The sequence below is a fragment of the Pseudomonas sp. Ga0074129 genome (assembly GCA_001465025.1).
In the GTDB taxonomy this organism is placed as follows: domain Bacteria; phylum Pseudomonadota; class Gammaproteobacteria; order Pseudomonadales; family Pseudomonadaceae; genus Aquipseudomonas.
Genome location: LNDO01000073.1, coordinates 15167 through 38718, shown reverse-complemented (window position 1 = coordinate 38718; position 23552 = coordinate 15167). Strand labels below are relative to the sequence as shown.

Here is a 23552-nt window from a genome sequence, read left to right as displayed (position 1 = left end):
AGGAGCATCATTGACTGCGTGTTGGGCTTCGTCGCAGGCTCCTCAACCCAACCTACGCCTGGGTAAGCCATGCCTTCCGTGTTGCCTTACTGGCGTCTGTCAGGCTTCTACTTCTTTTATTTCTCCCTACTCGGCGCGACCGCGCCGTTTCTCGCGCTGTATTTCGATCACCTGGGCTTTTCGGCGGCGCGCATTGGCGAGCTGATCGCCATTCCCATGCTGATGCGCTGCGTGGCGCCGAATATCTGGGGCTGGCTGGGCGATCACACCGGCCAGCGTCTGGCCATTGTGCGCTTTGGCGCGCTGTGCACTTTGCTGTGCTTTGCCGGCATCTTTGTCAGCCAGAGCTACGCCTGGTTGGCGCTGATCATGGCCTTGCATGCCTTCTTCTGGCACGCGGTGCTGCCGCAGTTTGAGGTCATCACCTTTGCCCATTTGCAGGAGCAGGCCGCGCGCTACAGCCAGATCCGTCTATGGGGCAGCATCGGTTTTATCGTCGCGGTGGTGGGCTTGGGTACGCTGTTTGAGTGGATCAGCCTGGATGCTTACCCCTGGGCGCTGATTGTGATCATGGCGGGCATCGTGCTGAGCAGTTGGTGGGTGCCCAATGCCCAACCGCAGATGCGCCCCAATACCCACGAGCTAGGCGGTTTTGTGCAGCAGTTGCGGCGGCCGGGGATTCTCGCCTTCTACTTCAGCGTGGCTTTGATGCAGCTGAGCAACGGGCCGTATTACACCTTCCTCAGCCTGCACCTGGAGGCACTGGGCTATTCGCGTGGTGTGATCGGCCAACTCTGGGCGCTCGGGGTGCTGGCGGAAATCGTGCTGTTTATGCTCATGGCCCGTTTGCTGGCGCGTTACTCACTGCGCACTGTGCTGCTGGCGAGTTTTTTGATTACCGCACTGCGCTGGCTGCTGCTCGGCAATTTGGCGGAATATGTGCCGGTGTTGCTGTTTGCCCAGTTGATGCACGCAGCCACCTTTGGCAGCTTCCATGCGGCGGCCATGCATTTTGTCCAGCGCAGCTTTGCTGACCGTCAGCAAGGCCAGGGCCAGGCGTTGTATGCGGCGCTGGCGGGCGTGGGCGGGGCCTTGGGTGCCTTGTATTCCGGTTACAGTTGGCACAGCCTCGGCGCGGCCTGGACTTTCGCCATCGCCAGTTTGATCGTGCTACTCGCGGCCATCATTACCGCGCGCTACCTGCACGATGAACCGCCGCTTAGATGACCCCGTTTGCTAATTGAGAGCCTTGATATGAGCAGCCTCACCGTTACCCACCAGTCCACGCCTGAGTACCCGGACAAGTTGCTCACACACAGCGAAGACATTGTCAGCACCTTGGCCCGCGTTGGTGTGCAATTCGCCCGGCACCCCGTTGCTCAGCCGGTTGTGGCGGGCACGCCGGGCGCTGAGGTGCTGGCTGCTTGCCAGGCGCAGGTCGAGCATTTGCTCAGCCATTGCGGCTTTGCCCATGCGGATGTGCTGAGCCTGTGTGATGAACGCGGCGAAGGCAGTGAACTGGCCACCACACTCGCTCAGCCGCGCCTGTGCGAGTCGGCCTCTGCGCTGTATGTGCTGGCGGGTCGTTGTTTGCTGGCGCTGCATGTTGGCGAATACGTTTACAGCCTGGTGTGCGAGAAAGGCGACCTGCTGCAATTACCGGCTGGCTGCGTGCATTGGCTGGATGTTGGCGAGCACCCTCGTGTGGCGCTGCTGCGCCTGTTTGCCAGCGCCCAACAGGCGGCTTTTTTGCCAGCTAACAGTGCCTGTGCTAGGGCGATGCCCGGTTTAGATGAGGGCTGAGTCGGGCTGCTTGCCTCACGCCTTGAACTCTGCACGCCCTATGCCCTCTTAGCTATGCGACTTTCTCGCACAGGAGCATGATCAGATGGGTTCATTTCTAAACGGATTATTAGGGCTGGTTATTTTGGCGCTGAACATCTGGGCCATTATCAGCATTATCAAAAGTGGTGCTGAAACCGGTATGAAGGTCTTGTGGGTGCTGCTGATTGTTCTGCTGCCGGTCATTGGCTTGGTTATTTGGGCGCTGTTGGGGCCGCGCGGTACGGTCAAGTTCTGATGCGTCGGTGCGCCTTGGTTTCGTGGCTGCTGCCGTTGGCGCTTTACAGCAGTGCAGGGCAGGCCAGTGACGAGCAGGCTTGGGCCGCGCTGCGTGAAGGTCGCGCCGTGCTGTTGATGCGTCATGCCATTGCCCCAGGCACGGGCGACCCGGCGAATTTCCAACTGGGCGACTGCAGCACTCAACGTAACCTTGATCAAGCGGGCCGTGAGCAGGCGCGGCGCTGGGGGGCTGTGCTTCGCGCTCAGCAAATTACCCCGCAGTTGCTCAGTAGCCGCTGGTGCCGGGCGCAAGACACCGCGCGGGAAATGGACTTGGGCAGCGTCCAGGCACTGCCAGCATTGGATTCATTCTTCCAAACCCCAACTGCCGCCCGCGAACAAACCGCGTTACTAGTTGCGCAAATCAACGCCTACGCGATGGGTGCGCCGCGAGTGATGGTCAGTCACCAAGTCAATATCACTGCGCTGACGGAGATTTTCCCGGCCTCGGGCGAGGGCTTGATACTCGCTTTGCCGCTGACTGTGCCCGCACAGGTGCTGGCGCGCGTTAAACCTTAGCCACCCGCTTATGCAGCTGATGCGACAGCTGTTCCAGTTGCTCACCCAGTTGCACCAATGACTCCTGTGCATGCAATAAATCGGCGCTGGCTGCACGTTGGCGCTCACTGGCCTCGCGCTGAGCGGCGCTGGTGTCGCGTACATGCAGTAATTGCTGATGGGCACTGGTCAAGGCCTTGCTGTGTTGCAAGATCGACTGCGAGAGGTTGTCGGTCAGGCTGGCATTGCTGCTCAGCGCCGTACTCACTTCGCTTACCTGCGCCGCGCCGGTGTCGATAATTTGTTGCGACTGGCCCAGCACGCTTTGCACCGTGGTGGCGGTTTCATTGCTGCGCTGCGATAGGTTGCGCACCTCGTCGGCGACCACGGCAAAGCCGCGACCATGCTCGCCTGCGCGCGCCGCCTCAATGGCGGCGTTAAGCGCCAGCAGGTTGGTTTGCTGAGCGATGGCGCTGATCATCTGCATGGATTCGGCAATGCGCTGATTGCTCTGCTGAATGGCCTGCATGCTGGTTTGCGCATCATGCATGCGCTCGGCGCAGGCGTTGACCTGGCCACTGCTGTGTTGTGTGTCCTGACTAAGTTGCTGCATGTGGCCGGTGCTGGAGGCCAGGCTGGCGAGAACATCGTGCAATGACAGATCGAGTTGCTGCATGGCGTCAGCTTGCTGTTGCACATCCCGGTCAATGCTCTGGCAGCGCTGGCGGATTCCGCCGAGCGTTTGTTGCAGTTGACCAGCCATTTGCAGCAGATCGCCGGCGGTGCTGCGCACTTCATCAACCATGCTGGCCAACTGCGTTTGATTCTGCGCGGCGCGCTGGCCAAATTCGCGTGATTCGCGCAGGGCTGTTTCCGCATCATTCAAAGCCTGGCTACGCAAGTTGGCGCTGTACCACTGCGCTAGCCACACGGTGAGCACTGGCAGGATAAAACCTGAGTAGAGGTTGACGGCTTCATCGCGCGGGCTGAGTTCAAACACCGGCAGACTAGCGCCTGTTCGTTCCAGGCGAATCAGCCAGAACACGAACAGTGCCTGCACCAGGCTCCAGAACATCGCACTGCGGGTGCCGGACAACAGGTAGGCGAAAACAATGATCACCGCTGGCCAATAAATATGCGCCGAGTTCAACCCGCCCAGTTGATAGATCAGCAACATCGAATAGCTGGCCATGCTCGCCAGCGCCATGTTGGCCGCCACGCTCAGGGGCAATACGGCGCTGCGCATGACTAGCAGCATCAGTGGCATTCCCAATACCAGCAGCAGCGAACCGTACATCAGCACGTCATTGCCCAAGCGGCCCCATTTGATGCAGCTGTACAGGCCGATGACGACACTGCAGATGGCGCTGAAGGCGAGGGTGCGGGCCAGCAGAATGCTGGTTTGATCGGTCAAATCATGTGGCAGGAACTGCCCAAGAAAACCCTGTCGCATGCTTGGCTCCTGATAACGGGATAGGTACGGTATCGGCGCAAATTTGCCATTACTTGAAGGATTATGGCAGCTAAATAACTGTTAACAGGACAAAAGCATAAAGGCGGCAGCGGCTTGAATCAGGCCATTAGCGATTGCTTAGGCGACGGTAATCCTGTGGCGTTTGACCTTTCCAGCGTTTAAAGGCGTGCAGGAAATTCGCCGCCTCACTGTAGCCCAGGCGTTCGGCGATCTGCGCCTGGCTCAGGGTGCTGTTGCTGAGCAACGCTTCGGCCAGGGTTTGGCGGACTTCTTCCTGTAACTGGCGAAAGCTGCTGCCTTGTTCCAGCAAACGACGGCGCAGGGTGCGGCTGCTGAGGTTAAGGGTCTTGGCCACCTGTTCCATGTCTGGCAAATAGCCCGGTTGGCGTAACAGAAGATCGCGCACCCGGCCGGCCAGGCCACTGCGCACGCGTCGTTTGGCCAACAGTGCCTGGCATTGCTCCTCACAGAGTTTGGCCATGGCTGGGTTGGCGCGTGGCAAGGGTGCATCCAGCAAGGTGCGGGCAAAGCTGATGCGGTTAGAGGTGCTGGCAAAGTGCGGCAGTACGCCAAATTGCTCAATAAACGGCCTTGGGTCTGCGGGTGCAGGCATGCGCAGGTGTACCTGACTCAGAGTGATGGCGCGGCTGGTCAACTCACGCTGAATGACCAGTACGGCAACGCTGTCACGCAGCACCAGAAAGTCACGCAGGGCGCTGGGCAGGTGTTCATCGGCAAAGTGCAGGTGGGCCTCTTCTTCGTCTTCGCTGAGGCTGATCTGGGTGAGGGCAAAGGTCAGGTCCAGATAGCGCAGCCCAAGTTCAGCAGCCTGACGAAAACTCTGGCTGCTGAGCATGGCATAACCCCAGATGCCATAGGTGGTGAGCTGATAACGCAAACCGGCTTGCAAGCCGAGATCGGTAATGTGCGCCAATGCCTGCGTGAGGTTGGCGACCATGCGCAGTTCCTGCTGCGGTTCGATTTCATGCTGCGTGTCAGCCAATTGCAGCGGCGTAAGCCCGCAGCCATCCAGGCAGGTGTGCAGGTCCAGGCCGTGCTCCAAGCCCAGCTGGGTGAGCAGTTGCAGGGTGGTGATGCTGCGTTTGGGGTGGCTGCAGAACATGCTTGTCCGAAATTCACAATAGGTTGGCCGACTATGCCATAACCCTGGCGCTCACTGCACACGTAGGATGCTGCCAGACGTTCAATTGGGGTTATAACAATGCACAACACAGCCCATCCATCCCAGACCTGCCAGGTGTTGATTATCGGCACAGGCTTCGGCGGCCTTGGCATGGCCATTCAATTGCTGAAAAGCGGCATCAGCGATTTTTTACTGCTGGAGAAGGCCGATGCCATTGGTGGCACCTGGCGTGACAACAGTTATCCGGGGGCGGCGTGTGATGTGCCTTCGCACCTGTATTCCTATTCGTTTGAGCCGAAAACCGACTGGAGCCGGCGGTTTGCGCCGCAAGCGGAAATCCACGCATACATGCAGCACTGCGTGGACAAGTACGGATTGGCCAAGCATGTGCGCCTGCGCAGTGAAGTCAGCGCCGCGGCGTTTGATGAGGCCGCCGGTGTATGGCAGGTGACGCTGACTACGGGCGAGCAATTGACCGCCCCGATATTGATCAGCGCCTGCGGCCAGCTCAATCAGCCGGCGTATCCGGCGTTGCCCGGCATTGCCGAGTTCCAGGGGCAAGCGTTTCACTCGGCGCGCTGGCGTCACGACATTGACCTGACCGGCAAACGGGTCGCCGTTATTGGTACCGGTGCGTCGGCCATCCAGTTTGTGCCGCAAATCCAGCTCAAGGTGGCGCAGTTAAGCTTGTTCCAGCGCTCACCGGCCTATGTGCTGCCCAAGCCGGATCGCCCCTACCGGGCGTGGGAGCTGGCGCTGATGCGGCGCATGCCGTGGCTGCAACGCCTCGATCGTGGCCTGCAGTACCTGTATCACGAAGTGCGTGGCTTAGCCTTTATCAGCATGCCTTGGCTGATGAAGCTGTTTCGTTTCAGCTTCGACCGGCATCTGAATCAACACATTCAGGACCCGCAACTGCGGGCGCAGTTGCAGCCCGATTACCCCATGGGCTGCAAACGGATTCTGATCAGCAACGACTACTACCCGGCGCTGGCTCAGGCCAATGTGAGCGTGATCGGCAGCGCTATTCGTCGTGTCAGTGCCGATGCGATTATCACCGCGGATGGCCGCGAGCATCCCTGCGATGTGCTGATTTACGGCACCGGTTTTGCCGCCACGGATTTTCTCGCGCCGATGCAGATTCGCGGGCTCGGCGGGCAGGAGTTGAACCAAGCCTGGCGCGATGGCGCAGAAGCCTACAAGGGCATCAGCGTCAACGGCTTCCCGAACCTGTTCATTTTGTACGGCCCCAATACCAACCTGGGACACAACTCGATCATCTACATGTTGGAAAGTCAGTTCCGCTATGTGCTCGGTTGCCTGGACCTGCTGCGTGCACAAAATGCACGCTACATGGATGTGAAAGCGCCGGTGCAGCAGGATTTTAATCAGCGTATTCAAGCGCGTTCGCACAACACCATCTGGGAGCAGGGTTGCACCAGTTGGTACAAAACCGCTTCTGGCAAAAGCACCAATAACTGGCCCGGTTACACCTTCACCTACCGCCTACAAACCCGCGCTCCGGAGCTCGCCGACTATGACTGCACCCGTTGAATTTACCCCGCCAGCCGCTGATCAAGCGTTGCTGCGCACGGTGTTACGTGCAGGGCTGCGGGTGTTGTTCCGTGGTTTGGTGCGCCCGCCCATGCCGATTGCCGGGCAGCGGGCGGTGCTGCGTGTGCTGACCACCATGGGCAAGTCGCCACGCGGCATTACCCGTAGCGCCAGTACCCTGGGCGGTCGGCCTTGTGAATGGCACAAGCCGGCCAACGCATGTGGCACGGTGATGCTCTATCTGCACGGTGGCGCTTACATTATCGGCGGGGCGAATACTCACCGGGCGTTGTGCGCGCATCTGGCCAAGCGCGGGCAGATGGACGTCTGCGCGCTGGACTACCGCCTGGCCCCGGAATACCCGTACCCGGCGGCGCGAGATGATGCCGTGGCAGCCATCGAGGCTTTGCTGGAAATGGGTTATGCACCTGAACAAATCGTCGTCGGCGGCGATTCGGCAGGCGGCAACCTAAGCCTGATCAGCAGTTTGCGTATGCGTGATTTAGGCCGACCGCAGCCTGCTGCGCTGGTGTGTTTCTCCCCGGTCACCGACTTTACCGGCGCACACCTGCACGAGCCACCGGCCGGTGATCCGTTGATCAATCGCGCCTGGGTCGAACAAGCGCTGTCGCTGTATTGCCCCCCCGGTTTGGCCCACGACGACTCTGGCTTGTCGCCCCAGTATGCTGACTTGCACGGGCTGCCACCGCTGCTGTTACAGGTGGGCGAAGACGAGATTTTACGCAACGACAGCCTGCGTTTTGCCGAGAAAGCCCAGGCCGCCGGGGTGGACGTTTGCCTGCAACGCTACCCGAACATGTGGCACGTGTTTCAAGCCTACGCTGGCACCTTGAAGGCGGCAGATTTTGCCATCGCCGAAGTGGTGACATTTCTGCGCCAGCGGGGGTGCTGATGAGCACCATCCTGATCACTGGAGCAGCCTCCGGAATTGGTGCCGCCACGGCGCGCTTGTTTCATCGTCAGGGCTGGCAGGTGGGGCTGCTGGACATCAACCCGCAGGCGCTGGCCGAGTTGGCCGCGGAGTTGGACGACGCCTGGCATGCGCCGCTGGATGTGACCGATGCGCTGGCGGCTGAGCGCGCCGTGAGAGAGTTCTGCAGCCAGCACCATGGGCAACTGCGCCTGTTGTTCAACAGTGCCGGGATTTTGCAGTGTGGTCATTTCGAAGAGATCGATTTGGCCGAACATGCGCGCATCCTGCAGATCAATGTGCAGGGGGTGCTCACCATGACCCACGTAGCCTTTCCCTATTTGCGTGCCACGGCCCATGCCCAGGTCATCAACATGGGTTCTGCCTCGGGGCTGTATGGCGTGCCGCACCTGGCCAGCTATTCAGCTTCGAAATTTGCCGTGCGCGGGTTGACCGAGGCGCTGGATCTGGAATGGGCCAAGCACGGCATTCGCGTGGCCGACCTGATGCCGCCGTTTGTCAGTACACCGATGCTCAACAATCAGCGGTTTCAAGCGCCGGTGTTGCGCCGTTTGGGCGTTAACCTGCAAGCCGAGGCGGTGGCGCAGGCGGCGTGGGCGCAGACCCAAAGCCGCGCGGTTCACCGACCAATCAGCCTGCAATTCAAGCTGCTGTACTGGTCGGGGCAAATCACCCCAGCCTGGATCACGCGGCGCATCATGGGCTGGTTAAGCCGCGATTAACGGCCTTGGATGTTAAACCGTGGGAGGGGCTTTAGCCGCGAAATATCTGTGCCTGGGCTGTGATTGGCCTGCCACGGATATTTCGCTGGGCAAACCACCTGCGATGGGACTAGTCTGCAATTAACGCTCCTGACGTGTTCGCTCTGAACATGCCTGCGTTGACCAGCCCTGATTTCAGGACTGGCTTATGACACATCAAGTGGCGTCATCGCTTGATTCTCGGGCGGCACAGCAATCGGTGCCGTAACACCGTCGAGGTTCTGACGGTCGCAATGGGAAAGCGTTTAACAGGTCGTATTCCGCTCTATCGACACCCGTTGATTTTTTAGCGTCCTGTCATTTAGTCCATCGCCTGAGGAGTCCACTTCATGAGCACAGCCTTGCACGATGATGTCAGTAATGGGGTTTTACGGCGGATGAAGGAGGGGGGCTTTGACTTCTCCAGTTTCCATCCCATCGAGTTCTACGCCCTTTTCCCCGATGAAGAACGGGCCAGAATGGCCACCCGTAAATTTCGTGGTGAATCCCTGCATGCCCTGGTGACCGAACGTGATGACGGCGTTTGGCACCTGCAAGTCAGTAAAGTGATGTTCGCCACCTACCGTGGCATTGATGATTTTGAGCATGACCTTGAATCGGTCGTCGCCCCCCTGGGCGGCAAACTGGACGGCTGGGGCGTTACCCAGGAAATCCGCCAACCCTGAGCTGGTGTAACGCTCTAAACAGGTTGTTATGTACAAACACCGGCCAGCCAAAAGCTGGCCGGTGTCGTTTCAGCCTCATTATTGTCTCAGGCCAATTGCTTCTCGACCCACGCCAGCTCTTTGCTGCAGACTTGGCCCATGAATGACATCCTGATTTTTACCCACATCGATTATTGTCCGCCGGCCCATTTGGGCACCGTGCTGGAACAGGCTGGACATGCGTTCAGCGTGCTGCGTGCTGATCTCGGCGAGTTGGACGGCATCGACCTCGACCGCCCTAAGGCCGTGGCCATCATGGGTGGACCGATGAGCGTGAATGACCCGTTGCCCTGGATTCAGACCGAAGTGGCGGCGTTGCAGCACCTGATTCGCCGCGATATTCCGTTGATTGGTCACTGCCTTGGCGGGCAACTGTTGGCCAAGGCGTTGGGGGCTGAGATTACCCGTTTGCCATACACCGAAAGTGGCTGGCAGCCCATGACGCGTCTTGATCAAGCCCAGCCAAGCCCCTGGTTGCAGCACCTGCCTGAACAGTTCCCGATCTTTCAGTGGCACGGCGACAGCTTTGCCATCCCCGAGGGCGCGCAGCCCCTGCTGAACAGCCCGTGGTGCAGCAATCAGGCGTTTGCCTGGGGCGATAAGGTGCTGGCGTTGCAAGGCCACCCGGAAATGGACGAAGCCTTGGTGCGTCAATGGCTGGATGATTGGCACCACCTGCTCGATCCCTCGCAGCCTAGTCAGCAAAGCCGGGCGCAGATGCTTGAAGATCTGCCTGCCAAAATCAGCGCCCTGAACCGGGTTGCCGAAGGCTTTTATCGGCGCTGGTTGCAATTGGCTGGATGCTGACGGCCTTACTCGATACATGGAACTGTTGCTGAACCGAGCAACGTCTGCGTGCGCAGGAATATGCCGCGTATCAGCCAATGCACCCTTTGTACAAACCCCTATGTAGGCGCTGAGCAGCGCCATAGAGCAGCCCCTATGGCGCGCGCTTTAAAATGGCGCGCCGCGCGACTTTGTGGTCACGAATATGCTCTGTGTTGGTGCGTGGCAGCTCTTTGCTATATCTAAGATATTGATTTAATTAGTTTTTACTGTGTGGCGCGAGCTTTGCAAAGCTGTCTCCATGTCCGGGTGACAAGGAGTACGGCATGGGCCGCACCTTTTATGATGAGATGTATGACGCGAGTGGCGCTGTCCGCCCGCACTATCAAACCTTTGCTCGCTGGTTAGCGGATACACCGGATGAACTGCTGGCCCAGCGTCGGCGTGAAGCCGATCTGCTGTTCCACCGCGCAGGTATCACCTTCACCCTGTATGGCGATGATCAGGGCACCGAGCGGCTGATTCCCTTCGACATTATCCCGCGCAGTATTCCCGCCAGCGAGTGGCGCATCGTTGAGCGTGGCTGCATCCAGCGGGTGCAAGCACTGAACATGTTTCTCGCCGACCTCTATCACGACCAACGCATCCTTAAAGCTGGGATTATCCCCGCCGAGCAGGTACTGGCCAACGAGGGTTACCAGATCGCCATGCAGGGCCTTGATCTGCACCGCGACCTCTATGCGCACATCGCAGGGGTTGATCTGGTGCGCGATGGCGATGGCAGCTATTACGTGCTCGAAGACAACCTGCGCACCCCAAGCGGTGTGAGCTACATGCTCGAAGACCGCAAAATGATGATGCGCCTGTTCCCCGAGTTGTTCGCAGCGCAGCGCGTGGCACCGATCGATCATTACCCGAACTTGCTGCTTGATACGTTGAAGTCCTCCAGCCCTTTGGATAACCCCAATGTGGTGGTGCTGACGCCGGGGCGTTTCAACAGCGCCTACTTCGAACACGCCTTCCTGGCCCGTGAAATGGGCGTGGAACTGGTCGAAGGCGCGGATTTGTTCGTGCGTGACGACAAGCTGTTTATGCGCACCACCGCTGGAGCTAAGCAGGTGGACGTGGTTTATCGCCGTCTCGACGATGCCTTCCTTGACCCGCTGGCGTTCAATCCCGATTCCATGCTCGGCGTGCCCGGTCTGTTGGCGTGTTACCGCAGCGGCAATGTGGTGCTGGCCAATGCCATCGGCACGGGTGTGGCGGACGACAAGTCGATCTACCCCTATGTCGATGACATGATTCGCTTCTACCTCAGCGAAGAGCCGGTGCTGAAAAACGTACCTACCTTCCAATGCCGCAAACCGGCCGAGTTGTCCCATGTGCTGGCCAATTTGGAACAGTTGGTGGTCAAGGAAACCCAAGGCTCCGGCGGCTACGGCATGTTGGTAGGGCCGGCCGCTACCAAGGCTGAAATCGAAGATTTCCGCGCCCGCCTGATCGCTAAACCTGAGGCTTATATCGCCCAGCCGACTTTATGCCTGTCGACCTGCCCGACCTTTGTCGAGCGTGGCATCGCCCCGCGTCATATCGATCTGCGGCCTTTTGTCTTGTCCGGCAAGGAAACCCGCATCGTCCCCGGCGGCCTGACCCGCGTGGCGCTGCGTGAGGGTTCGCTGGTTGTTAACTCGTCCCAGGGCGGCGGCACCAAGGACACCTGGGTGGTGGAGGACTAATCATGCTTTCAAGAACCGCTTCTGATCTGTATTGGATGTCGCGCTACCTGGAGCGCGCGGAAAATCTCGCGCGCATGCTCGATGTCAGCTACTCGCTGTCACTTATGCCGCAGGACGGGCAGGGTGATGGTCTGGAAGAACTGGCCATGCCGCTGCTGATTACCGGCACCCTCGACGACTACCTGGAACGTCACGGCCCGTTGCATGCCGAGCGTATGCTGCACTTCTTCGCCCTTGATGCGACTAACCCGGCCAGCATCTACTGCTGCCTGCAGGCGGCGCGCAGCAATGCGCACGCTGTGCGCGGGCGCATCACCGCCGACATGTGGGAAAACATCAACGCCACCTGGCTGGAGATTCGCGGCATTGCCGAACAAGGCTTGGGCCGTTATGGCATCAGCCGTTTTTGTGAATGGGTCAAGGAGCGCTCGCACCTGTTCCGTGGGGCCACCTTCGGCACCATCATGCGTGGCGACCCGTACCGCTTTATCCGCCTCGGCACCTTTATTGAGCGTGCCGACAACACCCTGCGCCTGCTGGACGCGCGCTACGAAATGCTCGGCGAAGACATCGACGAAATCGACGGTCGCCCGGCGCGCAGCTACTACCAATGGACCGCGCTGCTGCGGGCATTGTCCTCATTTGAAGCCTTTGCCGAGATTTACCGGGGCTCGCCCGGCACGCGCAAAGTCTCTGAATTGCTCTTGCTGCGCCCAGACGTACCGCGCTCGCTGCGTGCCTGCATGGATGAGTTGAGCCTGATGCTCGCCAGCCTGCCCGGCGACAACGGCCGCTCGGCCCAACGCCTGGCTGCCGAACTTGAAGCCCGCTTGCGCTACACCAGCATCAACGAAGTGCTCGACGAAGGCCTGCACGCCTGGCTTACCGATTTCATCCTGCTGGTCCGCCAATTGGGCCAAGCCATCCAAACGTCCTACCTGGAGGTCGCATGAGACTGTCAATCAGCCACGACACCACCTATCACTATGAAGATCAGGTGCGCACCAGCATCCAATACCTGCGCATGACCCCGCACGACAGCGAGCGTCAGCAGGTGCTTAGTTGGCAGCTGACCTTGCCGCGTCCGGTGCGCGCTCAACTCGATCCTTACGGCAACATTCTGCATGTGCTGACCATGGACGAGCCGCACGAGTCCATCGTTATTGGTGCCCGTGGCCAGGTCGAAATTGATGAGGCGCGCGAAGCCGAGCACGAAAGTCAGTCGGCGTTGCCGTTTCTGCGATTCACCCGTCTGACCGAAGCCGATGAAGCCCTGCGTGAATTTGCCAAACTGCAAAGCAAAAGCCGCCAAGACCGTACAGGCTTGATCGACCTGATGCATGCCCTGAACGCGCATATCAGCTATCAGCCGGGCAGCACAGCCGTGGAAACCAGTGCCAGCGAGGCCTTCGCTGGTGGTAAGGGTGTTTGCCAGGACCACGCTCACGCCTTTCTCGCCTGCGCCCGCAGCCTGGGGGTTCCGGCGCGCTATGTGTCGGGTTATCTGTTCACCGACAGCGAAGACCACCTGGCCAGCCACGCCTGGGCCGAAGCCTGGCTGGATAACGCCTGGTACAGCTTTGACGTGACCAACTGCCTGGCCAAACCGGAGCGCCATTTGAAGCTGGCCGTGGGGCTGGACTATCTAGATGCTTGCCCGGTACGCGGCATGCGCCGGGGCGGTGGCGTCGAGCAAATGCACGCGCAGGTCGAAGTGGCTCCGATGGTTCTAGTGCAACAGCAGTAGACAGCACTCTATGCCCCTTGCCCGCTGGAGGCAGGCATCCGCCGCTTGCGGGTAAGTGGTATCCAGCCGGTCTCACAAAGAAACTCCAGCATGTCAGACCGGTGCTAATGGCGGTTGCCGCTATTGGCTGGATTTGAAAGGGGGGGGCGAAACACCCATTGTGAATGTATATAGGGTGAGATCTCCCTTGCGGGTCCTGTGCTGGCATAGCGCCTGTAATCCGCAAAACGCTTATCAAATGATCAGCGCCAACCGACGAAAGCATAAACCTGGCAGCGGGCATCTCACGGCGACTGGCATAAGGTCGTGCGATATCAGCCGGAGTTGCGGAGGCTGATGGAGCGTTTGACCGTCTTTGCTCAGAGAGACCGCTGAACATTTGTAAATTCAGGGCATCGCCATTTTTGGACAACTGGTATTCGAGGGCGGGTGGTGTTCAAGAGCATTTCGACGGTTATCGGCCAATTTCTAGATGAACTCTGCGCTACGCGAATCACTTAGACGCTTCTTTTACGAGCAAAGCTGCAGGCGAAATCTACTCAGGATACGAGCGGTTTCTGGCTTTGTTCCACGTAGGCCCTGAGCCAGTGCAACACGTCTACTGCTTGCCAGCGGCCCGGATCAAACAGGGCGTAAGCCTGTCCTTGATAACCCACTACATCCAATTGCTTGTGGTAGCCAGCACGCTGAGCCAACGCTTCTATCTCGGCGAAGCAGGTATTGAAGTGCATCCGTGTGAAGGGGGTTTTGCTTTCCGCAACGATGCCTTCCAAGCGCAATTGCTCAACCATGGTGCGCACTTTTTCCAATGGCATGCGGTTGACCCTTTGTTTGAGCTGCAAAACATCGAGCATTCCAATACTCCTCATTAATGTCCTGATTAAGCCATTGGGCCAGCTTTAACCACTGGTCCGGAGGCGCGTCTAGGTAAGCTAAAAAATACTGTACAGATAAACAGTATTCTATGATAGTAGCGCTTAGACCTCGCCGACATTCACTCAAGGCTCCCCCCATTGTTTGGCGACAAACCACCCCATTGGCGGCTCTAAGAGGAGTACTTAGTAATGCAACAGATATTGATGACAGTCCTGATGTGCTTCTTCTTGGCCGGTTGTGCACAGCCACAGCTGGAGCAGCCTAAGGCCAACGGCACTTACCTGGTAATCGAGAACGATCAGGCCTGGGCTGTGCTGATTGATGACGGGAGACGGATCGAGCGCGAAGGGCGCGTTGTAGACGTGATTAAGCAGCCCAGCGTCCACTCCTCAGTGGCTTCTAGTTATGTAGTGGAATTGCCCGGCTGTGGGCGGGTTCAGTGGCTGAGTGAGCGCTCGGATGCGGCGGATGGCAGTACCAGCCGGATGTCGCTGCACAACAAAAGCGAAATGCTGGCAAGCCGCAGCTGCATGATTGCTGGAAGCATAAGCCGTGTATGGACGGTGCTGGATTATTCGGGTTGAGAGCCGAGTGGTCAGTCGCCGTGGCCATAAAGAATGGGCCAACGATTGCGGCCTGTAACCATTACTTTGCAGTGCGAATCTGTGCAGGAGCCAGCAAGCTGGCTCCAACCGGTAGTGACCCGATTACCAATAAAATCCAATAGCTCTTGCCGTTATGGATTTTCTTCTTTGGCTTGCTGAGCGGGTAAAAAACCATCCGTTCGCAGCATTGCCTTGATACCGCGAATGGCCTGACGTGTACGGTCCTGGTTTTCGATCAGGGCAAAGCGTACGTGGTCGTCGCCGTAGTCCCCGAAGCCGATACCGGGTGACACACACACCTTGGCTTCAAGCAGCAGCTTTTTAGCGAACTCCAACGAGCCAAGGTGCGCGTACTGCTCGGGGATTTTGGCCCAGATATACATCGAAGCCTTGGGGTTTTCGACCATCCAGCCAAGCTCATGCAGGCCTTTAACCAGCAGGTTGCGGCGCTGACGGTATTGTTCGGCGATATCGCGAACGCATTGCTGATCGCCCTCCAGTGCGGCAATTGCAGCCACCTGCAGCGGAGTAAACGTACCGTAGTCGTGATAGCTCTTGATCCGTGCAAGGGCGTTAACCAGCTCGGGATTGCCGACCATAAAGCCAATCCGCCAGCCTGCCATGTTGTAGCTTTTCGACAGCGTGAAGAACTCCACGGCAATGTCTTTGGCCCCAGGCACCTGCATGATCGACGGTGCTTTCCAGCCGTCATAAACAATATCGGCGTACGCCAAGTCGTGAATGACCAATACGTCATATTGCTTGGCCAGGGCGACGACCCGCTCGAAAAAGTCCAGCTCCACGCACTGCGCGGTGGGGTTGGAGGGAAAGCCCAAAATCATCATCTTCGGCTTGGGGATCGATTCGCGAATCGCTCGCTCCAGTTCGGCAAAGAAGTCCACGCCAGGAATCAGCGGCACCGAACGCACCTGGGCACCGGCAATCACTGCGCCATAGATGTGAATTGGGTAGCTAGGGTTGGGTACCAGTACGGTGTCGCCGTGATCCAGCGTGGCCAGCATCAAATGCGCCAGACCTTCCTTTGAGCCAATGGTGACAATGGCTTCGCTCTCCGGATCGATTTCAACGTCGTAGCGGTCTTTGTACCAGCGCGAAATGGCGCGGCGCAGGCGTGGAATGCCACGTGAAGTGGAATAACCGTGGGTGTCTTCGCGCTGGGCGACTTGTACCAGTTTTTCGACGATATGCGGAGGCGTAGGGCCATCCGGGTTGCCCATGCTGAAGTCGATGATGTCTTCGCCACGGCGACGCGCGGCCATCTTCAGTTCGGCGGTGATGTTGAATACATAGGGGGGTAGACGATCAATGCGCGCAAAACGGCGCTTGGCGTTCTCAGCCATGATTTCCTCGCGATACGTAAGCGCCCGGAACCGTCCGAGCGACGTTGGCCAGTGCGCTGGCCAGGCAGCGAAGATAAAGCCCTAAAGCGGGGCTGTCCAGCCAGTGGCGAGGGAAGTTGTCTGAGCAGCGAGCCAGAAAAGACCCCGCGCTGCGGGGTTTTTCATAGAGAGGGAGACTTAGCGTTCTAGCATTTGCTTGACTGAGCTTTGCGGAACTTGCTGTTTGCGACCCTCGCTGTCAGTGAATTCCAGCATGCCTGTTTCTTTATCCAGATGTGGTTTGCCATCACTGGTCAGCATTTGTCCATCGGTGGTGCTGATGATGTATTCGCTGCTGCAACCAGCTAAGGAAAACACGCAGAGTGCGGCAATAATCCAGTGCTTCATAAACATCTCCAAATGATGCTCGGGTGCGACATTACACCCCCCAATTTGAAGGTAGCTGCTGGAGCGTCACTATCAAGATTTCGCCCAAGAAAAAGCCCCGCACGAGGCGGGGCTTTTTCATTGCAGCAAGCGCTTAGACCTGAAGAGCAGGGATATTCGCGTTGGCAGCTGCTTCACGGAACTCTGCGATCTGGTCGAAACTCAGGTAGCGGTAAACGTCCGCTGCCATGGTGTCGATTTCCTTCGCATAGACCATGTATTCCTCAACAGTCGGCAGTTTACCGGTGATAGCGGCAACAGCCGCCAGCTCGGCCGAAGCCAGGTAAACGTTGGCACCATCGCCCAGACGGTTGGGGAAGTTACGGGTGGAGGTCGACACCACAGTGGAGTTCGCCTCAACGCGTGCCTGGTTACCCATGCACAGCGAGCAGCCCGGCATTTCCATGCGCGCGCCGGCTTTACCGTAGATGCCGTAATAGCCTTCTTCGGTCAGCTGATGCTGGTCCATCTTGGTCGGCGGCGACAGCCACAGACGAGTCGGCAGGTTGCCTTCGACTTTTTCCAGCAACTTACCGGCTGCGCGGAAGTGACCGATGTTAGTCATGCACGAACCGATAAACACTTCATCGATCTTCTCGCCTTGAACGGAGGACAGCAGACGGGCGTCGTCCGGATCGTTCGGTGCGCAGAGAACCGGCTCGTTGATGTCGGCCAGGTCAATTTCGATGATCTCAGCGTACTCAGCGTCTTTGTCAGCTTCCATCAGCTTCGGATCGGCCAGCCAGGCTTCCATCGCTTGGGCGCGACGTTCCATGGTGCGCGCATCGCCGTAGCCTTCGCTGATCATCCAGCGCAGCAGGGTGATGTTCGAACGCAGGTACTCGGCGATGGCTTTTTCCGGCAGCTTGATGGTGCAACCAGCAGCGGAGCGTTCGGCAGAGGCGTCGGACAGCTCGAAAGCTTGTTCAACGGTCAGCTCGTCCAGACCTTCGATCTCAAGGATGCGGCCAGAGAAGGCATTGATCTTGCCCTTCTTCTCAACGGTCAGCAGGCCTTTTTGGATGGCTACATAAGGGATGGCATGCACCAGGTCACGCAAGGTGATGCCTGGCTGCAGTTTGCCCTTGAAGCGCACCAGTACCGACTCCGGCATGTCCAGCGGCATTACGCCAGTGGCAGCGGCGAAGGCTACCAGGCCAGAACCTGCCGGGAACGAGATGCCGATCGGGAAGCGGGTGTGCGAGTCGCCACCGGTACCGACGGTGTCCGGCAGCAGCATGCGGTTCAACCAACTGTGGATGATGCCGTCGCCAGGACGCAGGGACACGCCGCCACGGGTGCGGATGAAATCCGGCAGGGTGTGGTGGGTGGTGACGTCGATTGGCTTCGGATAAGCCGCGGTGTGGCAGAACGACTGCATAACCAGGTCAGCGGAGAAGCCCAGGCAAGCCAGGTCTTTCAGCTCGTCGCGGGTCATCGGGCCAGTGGTGTCCTGGGAGCCGACGGTGGTCATCTTCGGTTCGCAGTAGGTGCCAGGGCGCACGCCTTTGCCTTCCGGCAGGCCACACGCCTTGCCGACCATCTTCTGCGCCAGGGTGAAACCCTTGGTGCTGGCGGCAGGTGGCTCGGGCAGCTTGAACAGGTCGGTTGGGCCTAGGCCCAGTTCGGCGCGCGCTTTATCAGTCAGACCGCGACCGATGATCAGCGGGATACGGCCGCCAGCGCGGACTTCGTCGAGCAGTACTGGGGTCTTCATTTCGAAGGTGGCCAGTACTTCGTCGGTGCCGTGCTTGCAGACTTTGCCAGCATGCGGGTACAGGTCGATCACGTCGCCCATGTGCATGTTGGAAACGTCGAATTCGATTGGCAGAGCGCCGGCATCTTCCATGGTGTTGTAGAAGATCGGAGCAATCTTGCTGCCGAAGCAGAAGCCGCCAGCGCGCTTGTTCGGCACGTTGGGGATGTCGTCGCCGAAGAACCACAGCACCGAGTTGGTGGCGGATTTACGCGAGGAGCCAGTACCGACTACGTCACCGACGTAGGCGATCGGGAAGCCTTGGCTGCGCATGGCTTCGATTTGTTTCATCGGGCCGGTAACGCCTTGCTCGTCCGGCACGATGCCGTCACGGGCCATTTTCAGCATGGCCAAGGCGTGCAACGGAATATCCGGGCGCGACCAAGCATCAGGTGCTGGGGAGAGGTCGTCGGTGTTGGTTTCGCCAGTGACCTTGAATACGCGCAGGCTGATTTTGTCGGCCAGGGTTGGGCGGTTCTTGAACCACTCGCCGTCAGCCCAAGACTGCAGTACGCCTTTGGCGTGAACGTTGCCGTTCTTGGCTTTTTCAGCGACGTCGTGGAAGGCGTCGAACATCAGCAGGGTGTGCTTCAGTTGCTCGGCAGTCACGGCAGCCAGTTCGCTGTCATCGAGCAGTGCAACCAGAGTGGCGATGTTGTAGCCACCTTGCATCGTGCCCAGCAGTTCAACAGCGTGTGTTTTGCTGATCAGCGGGGAAGTTGCTTCGCCTTTGGCGATGGCAGACAGGAAACCGGCTTTGACGTAAGCGGCTTCGTCTACGCCTGGCGGAACACGGTTGGTGATCAGATCAACAAGAAAAGCTTCTTCGCCAGCTGGCGGGTTTTTCAGCAGCTCGATCAGGCCTGCGGTTTGTTCGGCGTTCAGCGGCTGGGGCACGATACCCTGAGCGGCACGCTCTGCTACATGTTTGCGATAGGCTTCAAGCACAGTTATTACCCTCATCAGTGGTCCCAAAGGGTTGGCCGGGACGCGATCCAGAAAATAACGAACCAGGCGCTTCATGACGTTATGAGTCATTCAGCCGAGGTTACGCTGTTTTCTTGCAGAAGCTGTTTTCAAAGTTTTACGCCGGCAGGTCGGGTTTGATGAGGGCTGGTGCAGACGCTTGAAGGGGTGGCTCAAGGTCGGCACCAACATCGTACCTGCAGGATTGACTGTGCTCGTGACGCTTTGAAAACAGCTTCCAACGGACATTGCTGCCTTTAAAAGGCCGGTCGATTCTACTGGAAAGCTTTCATAAAGTTAAGCCAAAGGCCCCGCTTATCTGGGGGTGATCTCGCTTAGACAAAGGGCTAAGATGCCACCCCGTTCTGCCAGTAGTTCTGCTCATTGCTATGTCCAATCAGCGTATTAAAACTCCTTGTGTTGGCCTTTGCTCGACGGTTTACGGCGACTTGGTATGCCGTGGGTGCAAGCGCTTTCATCATGAAGTGATTCATTGGAATGGTTACAGCGAGGATGAAAAGTACGCCGTGTGGCGTCGTCTTGAAGTGCTATTGGTTCAGGTGATGGCTGGCAAAGTGGAAATCTTTGATGCTGAGCGCCTGCGTATGCAGCTTGAGCAACGCCAGATTCGCTATGTGCCCCAGCAATCGCCTTATTGTTGGGCCTATCAGCTGATTGCTCGAGGTGCACGAGTTATCAGCCAGTTGGATGCCTATGGCATGGCGCTGCTGCCAGAGTTTCGTGAGTGGGCGTTGCCGGATTTGCGTGATGCAATAGACCGCGAGTTTTTCTTGCTGTCTGAGGCACATTACGAGCGTTACATTGCTCCCGGCTTTCTGCACGATGGACTTGGTGATGCTAGCTAGTGCGCGTCACGTGTAAAAAAGCCGCCCGAGGGCGGCTTTTTTGTTTGGCTTGAATCAGTGTTGGGACACCAAGTCTTCAAGGTGAGCAATGATGTCATCCGGCTTGAGCACCAGAATGTCGCCCTCGACGGAGTCCAGAATCACCTCGGCCGTGTTGCCGATGAGTGCGCCTGATAGGCCCGTTCTGGCCACGGTGCCGATTACAGTTACACCCGCCTTCAATTCGCGCGCCTTGTGCGGAATCAGTGCGTCCGCCGGGCCTTCAACAATGTGCAAGTGTGCATCGCTGATGTCGTACTCGACCTGGAAGGCTTTGCACTGCTCGCGGTAGCGCGCTTGGATGGTTTCCTTGAGTTGGAACGTTGGGTCAGCGGCCGACAGCATGGGCGCTGGGTGTGCAGTAATGACATGCAGTTCGGCTTTAGCCAGCGTGGCGATGTCGTAACCGTGGCTGACAATGCTGGTGTGCAGCGTGCGGTGCTCACTATCGCCATTGCCTACGTCAACTGCAGCCAAAATCACGCTGCCAGCCCAAGGCTTGTCACTTTTCACCATCAGCACAGGCGCTGGGCAGTAGCGCAACAGTTTCCAATCATTGGGCGTCAGGATCGCCTTTTTCAGCGGGTTGTCCGGGAAGTGTTGTTTGATGACCAAGCCGCAGCCTTCGGCTTGCTGCACGTTGATGATGGTCTGGTGCTCGCTTTCTTCCCAAGCTTGTTGGCTGGAAATGCTAAACCCTTCACTGGTCAACAGGCCGGACAGGTCACGCAGGTAGCTGGTGTGATCACTTTTCTTGTCACATACCAGCAGGTGCAGGTGCGACTGGGTAACGCCGGCAATCAGTTTGGCTCGCTTTAAGGCCAAGTCTTCAGCGTGTTTAGGATCAATTACCACCAGAATGCTGCGTATAGCTTGCATGATCATCTCCATGTGCCGTGATTTGTAATGGTTGTCACTATAGATCGCGTTCGGTCGCGCGGTGTTTGATCGGTGTCAATCGAGTAGCCGATCGTGCGCTCATTCGTATAATGCTTGGCCGTTTAACGCGACACTTCAATCAGCCTATTTTTGTGAATTTATGTATCCGTCAACCTGTCCTGATCACTTTTCGCGCTGTTGTGTTCTAAATGGCTGCGTATTTTTGCTTGCGAGCCTACAACCATGAACCTTCCGGATATTCACGATTTTCTCGGTTGTCGCACGCCCGATGCTTGGATCACCGCCGCCCTGGCGGATCAGCAGACGATGCTGATTGATCACAAGAACTGCGAATTTAAAGCGGCCAGCACCGCACTGAGCCTAATGGCCAAATACAGTACGTACGTTGATCTGCTCAATGCCATGTCACGGCTGGCGCGTGAAGAGTTGGTGCACCACGAGCAGGTGTTACGCATCATGAAGCGTCGCAAGATTGGTCTGCGGCCTGTATCGGCGGCGCGTTATGCCTCTGGCCTGCGCAAGGTGGTGCGCACCCATGAGCCTTTTAAACTGGTGGACACCTTAGTGGTGGGCGCGTTCATTGAGGCACGCAGTTGTGAGCGTTTTGAAGCGCTGGTGCCACATCTTGATGAGGAACTGGGCAAGTTCTACTTCGGGCTGTTGAAAAGCGAGGCACGGCACTTTCAGAATTATCTGAAGCTGGCCTACCAATACGGTGATGCCCGTGATGTTGATCAGGCCATTGTGCGGGTGAGGGCGGCGGAGCAGGCGTTGATCGAATCGCCTGATACGGAGTTTCGTTTCCACAGCGGTGTGCCGCCGCTCTAAAAGCAAAAAGCGCCCAGTCGGGCGCTTTTTTGTAGGGCCGCGATGCTGGTTACTGCTGCACTTTCAAATCCAGGGAAAGGTCGCGCGCAGCCTTGGTGGCCAGTACCCCCATCAGCTGGCTAATTTCGTCCTGGCGGCTCGTGCCATCGCCGCTTGCGCCCATCATGACGCTCGGGACCGGCGCTTGGGCAGCGGCTTCGGCCCAGACCTTATTAATGGCGATCAGGGCATCGAGTTTCGGTTGCAACGCACCGTCGGCTTTGATGACCGCTTCACGGGCGTGGGCCTCTGCATCGGCGGTGATCTTCGTCGCGTCAGCGGTGATGGCGGCTTTATCACGCAGCAGTTCGGCGGTCTGTTTTTCGATCTCGGCCCGGCCTTTTTCTCGTTCCGCATTGATGATCGCCAGTTGCTTCTCGGTTTCGGCCTGGGTGGTGCGTTCGATCTGATCGCGCAAAGTTTCCTGGCGACGGGCTTCTACCTCTTTCTCGCCGCGTGCAGTGACCAGTAGTTTTTCTTCCTCTTCTTTCAGGCGGTTTTGCCGCGCAACAGCGAGTTCGGCCAGCGCTTGTTGCACCTTGACCATGCGCTGTTTGTATTGAGGGTTGGGGTCAACGTTGGTGATGCGTGCCTCAACCACTTCAACGCCGTACTTGCGAAACTGTTGCTGTTTACGCACCGGCAGGCCTTTGCTGTCCATCACCTTTTCGGTGACAAACTGGCTGGCGTTGTTGTCGCCAAAAGCACCTTGTTCAGTGCCGGCTTGCAGGATGGCCGTCTGAGTCGGCTGATGACCGCGCGGGCCGCGTACTTCCTTGCGCTTGATCAGGTACAGGCCGTCGTTGAGTTGGTTCTCGAACTCGGCGGCAAATTCGCTGCGCGCACCGGCATAGAAATCATCGGCACTCATCAATGAGGCGGTGGCCTGCAAGGTTTCCTTGATGGCTGGCACCAGGGCTGTGGTGATGAAGTTTTCCGGGTTGCGATATTCCTGCGCGATGATCAGAAATTGGTCGCCAGTGGGCAGGCGAAAGCGCGCTGAGGATTCAACTTTGGCGTCGACGTTGCCAAGAAACACAATAGGGAACGCTTCGATGGTGGCACCCAGCGAATCGTTATCACTGTTGTCATTGATGGCCAGTGCTTCAGTCAGGACGGATTGCACACTCAGGGCTTTTTTCCAGGCTGTAGCGCGGCCAAACCATTTGGTGGCATAGCCGACATCATCAACTACTTTTTCCTCGCCAAAGATGGTGCGCACGTGCGTGGCAAAACCAGCTTCGTTGTAGAAGAACACGCTGTTAAAGGTGACGAAGCTCAGCGCAATAACAGCGGCTGGGGCAAGCGCGTATTTGAAGATCTGTTCCTTGTTGATCAGCATGATCGTTCCCTGATGGTGTTTTCGAGGGCGCAGATGCTGATCAGAGATGCGCAGAGCGTCAAGACGCTACG

23 protein-coding genes are annotated in these 23552 nt (G+C 58.1%); 15 read left to right on the top strand and 8 right to left on the bottom strand.

Annotation, left to right across the window (positions count from 1 at the left end):
• The first annotated feature begins 69 nt into the window (after nucleotides 1–69).
• The 4 genes from AUK77_RS08775 to AUK77_RS08760 all read left to right on the top strand — a co-directional run bounded on the left by AUK77_RS08775 (nucleotide 70) and on the right by AUK77_RS08760 (nucleotide 2640).
• Nucleotides 70–1227 carry an MFS transporter gene (locus AUK77_RS08775; protein WP_296128387.1) on the top strand — a complete coding sequence of 386 codons (1158 nt, stop codon included), beginning with the start codon at nucleotides 70–72 and terminating at the stop codon, nucleotides 1225–1227.
• A 27-nt stretch (nucleotides 1228–1254) separates the two neighbouring features.
• Entirely contained in the window at nucleotides 1255–1803 is a 549-nt protein-coding gene (locus AUK77_RS08770) for an acireductone dioxygenase (RefSeq protein ID WP_296128384.1), read from the top strand.
• An 85-nt stretch (nucleotides 1804–1888) separates the two neighbouring features.
• Nucleotides 1889–2080, top strand: a complete 192-nt coding sequence (locus AUK77_RS08765; protein ID WP_296128382.1) for a PLDc N-terminal domain-containing protein — start codon at nucleotides 1889–1891, stop codon at nucleotides 2078–2080.
• Complete coding sequence (locus AUK77_RS08760; protein ID WP_296128379.1) at nucleotides 2080–2640, top strand: histidine phosphatase family protein; 561 nt, start codon at nucleotides 2080–2082, stop codon at nucleotides 2638–2640. Before AUK77_RS08765 ends, AUK77_RS08760 begins: the two co-directional genes overlap by 1 nt.
• Here AUK77_RS08760 and AUK77_RS08755 read toward each other — a convergent pair.
• The gene (locus AUK77_RS08755) at nucleotides 2630–4072 is read right to left on the bottom strand and encodes a methyl-accepting chemotaxis protein (RefSeq protein WP_296128377.1); all 1443 of its coding nucleotides are present in this window, start codon (nucleotides 4070–4072) and stop codon (nucleotides 2630–2632) included. The two genes, AUK77_RS08760 and AUK77_RS08755, sit on opposite strands and share 11 nt — an antisense overlap.
• 127 nt (nucleotides 4073–4199) lie before the next feature.
• A complete protein-coding gene (locus AUK77_RS08750) occupies nucleotides 4200–5216 on the bottom strand; it encodes an AraC family transcriptional regulator (RefSeq protein WP_296128374.1) in 1017 nt (338 codons plus the stop codon).
• 99 nt (nucleotides 5217–5315) lie between these two features.
• On the opposite strand from AUK77_RS08750, the gene AUK77_RS08745 reads away from it, so the two are divergent.
• From AUK77_RS08745 to AUK77_RS08710, 8 genes are all read left to right on the top strand, one after another.
• Complete coding sequence (locus AUK77_RS08745) at nucleotides 5316–6791, top strand: NAD(P)/FAD-dependent oxidoreductase (protein WP_296128373.1); 1476 nt, start codon at nucleotides 5316–5318, stop codon at nucleotides 6789–6791.
• A complete protein-coding gene (locus tag AUK77_RS08740; RefSeq protein WP_296128371.1) occupies nucleotides 6775–7704 on the top strand; it encodes an alpha/beta hydrolase in 930 nt (309 codons plus the stop codon). The genes AUK77_RS08745 and AUK77_RS08740 overlap by 17 nt, the downstream gene beginning before the upstream one ends.
• A complete protein-coding gene (locus AUK77_RS08735) occupies nucleotides 7704–8465 on the top strand; it encodes an SDR family oxidoreductase (RefSeq protein ID WP_296128368.1) in 762 nt (253 codons plus the stop codon). The genes AUK77_RS08740 and AUK77_RS08735 overlap by 1 nt, the downstream gene beginning before the upstream one ends.
• A 368-nt stretch (nucleotides 8466–8833) precedes the next feature.
• Nucleotides 8834–9169: a ribonuclease E inhibitor RraB gene (locus AUK77_RS08730; RefSeq protein WP_296128365.1), complete on the top strand. Its 336-nt coding sequence runs from the start codon at nucleotides 8834–8836 to the stop codon at nucleotides 9167–9169.
• 138 nt (nucleotides 9170–9307) lie between these two features.
• Nucleotides 9308–10015: a type 1 glutamine amidotransferase gene (locus AUK77_RS08725; protein WP_296128363.1), complete on the top strand. Its 708-nt coding sequence runs from the start codon at nucleotides 9308–9310 to the stop codon at nucleotides 10013–10015.
• A 305-nt stretch (nucleotides 10016–10320) separates the two neighbouring features.
• On the top strand, nucleotides 10321–11730 hold the full coding sequence (locus AUK77_RS08720) for a circularly permuted type 2 ATP-grasp protein (protein WP_296128360.1): 1410 nt from the start codon (nucleotides 10321–10323) through the stop codon (nucleotides 11728–11730).
• Between the two features lie 2 nt (nucleotides 11731–11732).
• Nucleotides 11733–12683, top strand: a complete 951-nt coding sequence (locus tag AUK77_RS08715; protein ID WP_296128358.1) for an alpha-E domain-containing protein — start codon at nucleotides 11733–11735, stop codon at nucleotides 12681–12683.
• The gene (locus tag AUK77_RS08710; RefSeq protein ID WP_296128355.1) at nucleotides 12680–13477 is read left to right on the top strand and encodes a transglutaminase family protein; all 798 of its coding nucleotides are present in this window, start codon (nucleotides 12680–12682) and stop codon (nucleotides 13475–13477) included. Before AUK77_RS08715 ends, AUK77_RS08710 begins: the two co-directional genes overlap by 4 nt.
• A 539-nt stretch (nucleotides 13478–14016) precedes the next feature.
• Here the strand turns inward: AUK77_RS08710 and AUK77_RS08705 are convergent.
• Nucleotides 14017–14331: a transcriptional regulator gene (locus AUK77_RS08705; protein WP_296128352.1), complete on the bottom strand. Its 315-nt coding sequence runs from the start codon at nucleotides 14329–14331 to the stop codon at nucleotides 14017–14019.
• Between the two features lie 210 nt (nucleotides 14332–14541).
• On the opposite strand from AUK77_RS08705, the gene AUK77_RS08700 reads away from it, so the two are divergent.
• A complete protein-coding gene (locus AUK77_RS08700) occupies nucleotides 14542–14937 on the top strand; it encodes a hypothetical protein (RefSeq protein WP_296128349.1) in 396 nt (131 codons plus the stop codon).
• Nucleotides 14938–15089: 152 nt separating this feature from the next.
• On the opposite strand, the gene alaC is transcribed toward AUK77_RS08700, so the two are convergent.
• From alaC to acnB, 3 genes are all read right to left on the bottom strand, one after another.
• The gene (gene alaC / locus AUK77_RS08695) at nucleotides 15090–16319 is read right to left on the bottom strand and encodes an alanine transaminase (protein WP_296128346.1); all 1230 of its coding nucleotides are present in this window, start codon (nucleotides 16317–16319) and stop codon (nucleotides 15090–15092) included.
• A gap of 177 nt (nucleotides 16320–16496) precedes the next feature.
• Entirely contained in the window at nucleotides 16497–16706 is a 210-nt protein-coding gene (locus AUK77_RS08690; RefSeq protein WP_296128344.1) for a YgdI/YgdR family lipoprotein, read from the bottom strand.
• Nucleotides 16707–16839: 133 nt separating this feature from the next.
• Nucleotides 16840–19449 (bottom strand): bifunctional aconitate hydratase 2/2-methylisocitrate dehydratase, encoded by a 2610-nt coding sequence (gene acnB / locus AUK77_RS08685; protein WP_296128574.1) that lies wholly within the window; start codon nucleotides 19447–19449, stop codon nucleotides 16840–16842.
• Nucleotides 19450–19856: 407 nt separating this feature from the next.
• Here acnB and AUK77_RS08680 point away from each other — a divergent pair, with 407 nt between their 5' ends.
• Nucleotides 19857–20333, top strand: a complete 477-nt coding sequence (locus AUK77_RS08680) for a DUF1289 domain-containing protein (RefSeq protein ID WP_296128341.1) — start codon at nucleotides 19857–19859, stop codon at nucleotides 20331–20333.
• Nucleotides 20334–20387: 54 nt separating this feature from the next.
• On the opposite strand, the gene AUK77_RS08675 is transcribed toward AUK77_RS08680, so the two are convergent.
• Nucleotides 20388–21251, bottom strand: a complete 864-nt coding sequence (locus AUK77_RS08675) for a universal stress protein (protein ID WP_296128339.1) — start codon at nucleotides 21249–21251, stop codon at nucleotides 20388–20390.
• A gap of 243 nt (nucleotides 21252–21494) precedes the next feature.
• Here AUK77_RS08675 and miaE point away from each other — a divergent pair, with 243 nt between their 5' ends.
• A complete protein-coding gene (miaE, locus tag AUK77_RS08670; RefSeq protein WP_296128337.1) occupies nucleotides 21495–22100 on the top strand; it encodes a tRNA isopentenyl-2-thiomethyl-A-37 hydroxylase MiaE in 606 nt (201 codons plus the stop codon).
• Nucleotides 22101–22149: 49 nt separating this feature from the next.
• Here miaE and AUK77_RS08665 read toward each other — a convergent pair whose 3' ends face one another.
• Nucleotides 22150–23481, bottom strand: coding sequence for an SPFH domain-containing protein (locus tag AUK77_RS08665; RefSeq protein WP_296128334.1), 1332 nt, complete (start codon nucleotides 23479–23481; stop codon nucleotides 22150–22152).
• Nucleotides 23482–23552: the final 71 nt, after the last annotated feature.

Bases quoted from the DNA above. Each gene is read 5' to 3' on its own strand.
- AUK77_RS08740 (WP_296128371.1), top strand. From the start codon at position 6,775: ATGACTGCACCCGTTGAATTTACCCCGCCAGCCGCTGATCAAGCGTTG.
- AUK77_RS08735 (WP_296128368.1), top strand. From the start codon at position 7,704: ATGAGCACCATCCTGATCACTGGAGCAGCCTCCGGAATTGGTGCCGCC.
- AUK77_RS08775 (WP_296128387.1), top strand. From the start codon at position 70: ATGCCTTCCGTGTTGCCTTACTGGCGTCTGTCAGGCTTCTACTTCTTT.
- AUK77_RS08755 (WP_296128377.1), bottom strand. From the start codon at position 4,072: ATGCGACAGGGTTTTCTTGGGCAGTTCCTGCCACATGATTTGACCGAT.
- AUK77_RS08765 (WP_296128382.1), top strand. From the start codon at position 1,889: ATGGGTTCATTTCTAAACGGATTATTAGGGCTGGTTATTTTGGCGCTG.
- AUK77_RS08680 (WP_296128341.1), top strand. From the start codon at position 19,857: ATGTCCAATCAGCGTATTAAAACTCCTTGTGTTGGCCTTTGCTCGACG.
- AUK77_RS08710 (WP_296128355.1), top strand. From the start codon at position 12,680: ATGAGACTGTCAATCAGCCACGACACCACCTATCACTATGAAGATCAG.
- AUK77_RS08730 (WP_296128365.1), top strand. From the start codon at position 8,834: ATGAGCACAGCCTTGCACGATGATGTCAGTAATGGGGTTTTACGGCGG.
- AUK77_RS08750 (WP_296128374.1), bottom strand. From the start codon at position 5,216: ATGTTCTGCAGCCACCCCAAACGCAGCATCACCACCCTGCAACTGCTC.
- AUK77_RS08690 (WP_296128344.1), bottom strand. From the start codon at position 16,706: ATGAAGCACTGGATTATTGCCGCACTCTGCGTGTTTTCCTTAGCTGGT.
- AUK77_RS08700 (WP_296128349.1), top strand. From the start codon at position 14,542: ATGCAACAGATATTGATGACAGTCCTGATGTGCTTCTTCTTGGCCGGT.
- AUK77_RS08715 (WP_296128358.1), top strand. From the start codon at position 11,733: ATGCTTTCAAGAACCGCTTCTGATCTGTATTGGATGTCGCGCTACCTG.
- AUK77_RS08720 (WP_296128360.1), top strand. From the start codon at position 10,321: ATGGGCCGCACCTTTTATGATGAGATGTATGACGCGAGTGGCGCTGTC.
- miaE (WP_296128337.1), top strand. From the start codon at position 21,495: ATGAACCTTCCGGATATTCACGATTTTCTCGGTTGTCGCACGCCCGAT.
- AUK77_RS08745 (WP_296128373.1), top strand. From the start codon at position 5,316: ATGCACAACACAGCCCATCCATCCCAGACCTGCCAGGTGTTGATTATC.
- AUK77_RS08675 (WP_296128339.1), bottom strand. From the start codon at position 21,251: ATGCAAGCTATACGCAGCATTCTGGTGGTAATTGATCCTAAACACGCT.
- AUK77_RS08725 (WP_296128363.1), top strand. From the start codon at position 9,308: ATGAATGACATCCTGATTTTTACCCACATCGATTATTGTCCGCCGGCC.
- AUK77_RS08705 (WP_296128352.1), bottom strand. From the start codon at position 14,331: ATGCTCGATGTTTTGCAGCTCAAACAAAGGGTCAACCGCATGCCATTG.
- AUK77_RS08760 (WP_296128379.1), top strand. From the start codon at position 2,080: ATGCGTCGGTGCGCCTTGGTTTCGTGGCTGCTGCCGTTGGCGCTTTAC.
- AUK77_RS08665 (WP_296128334.1), bottom strand. From the start codon at position 23,481: ATGCTGATCAACAAGGAACAGATCTTCAAATACGCGCTTGCCCCAGCC.
- alaC (WP_296128346.1), bottom strand. From the start codon at position 16,319: ATGGCTGAGAACGCCAAGCGCCGTTTTGCGCGCATTGATCGTCTACCC.
- AUK77_RS08770 (WP_296128384.1), top strand. From the start codon at position 1,255: ATGAGCAGCCTCACCGTTACCCACCAGTCCACGCCTGAGTACCCGGAC.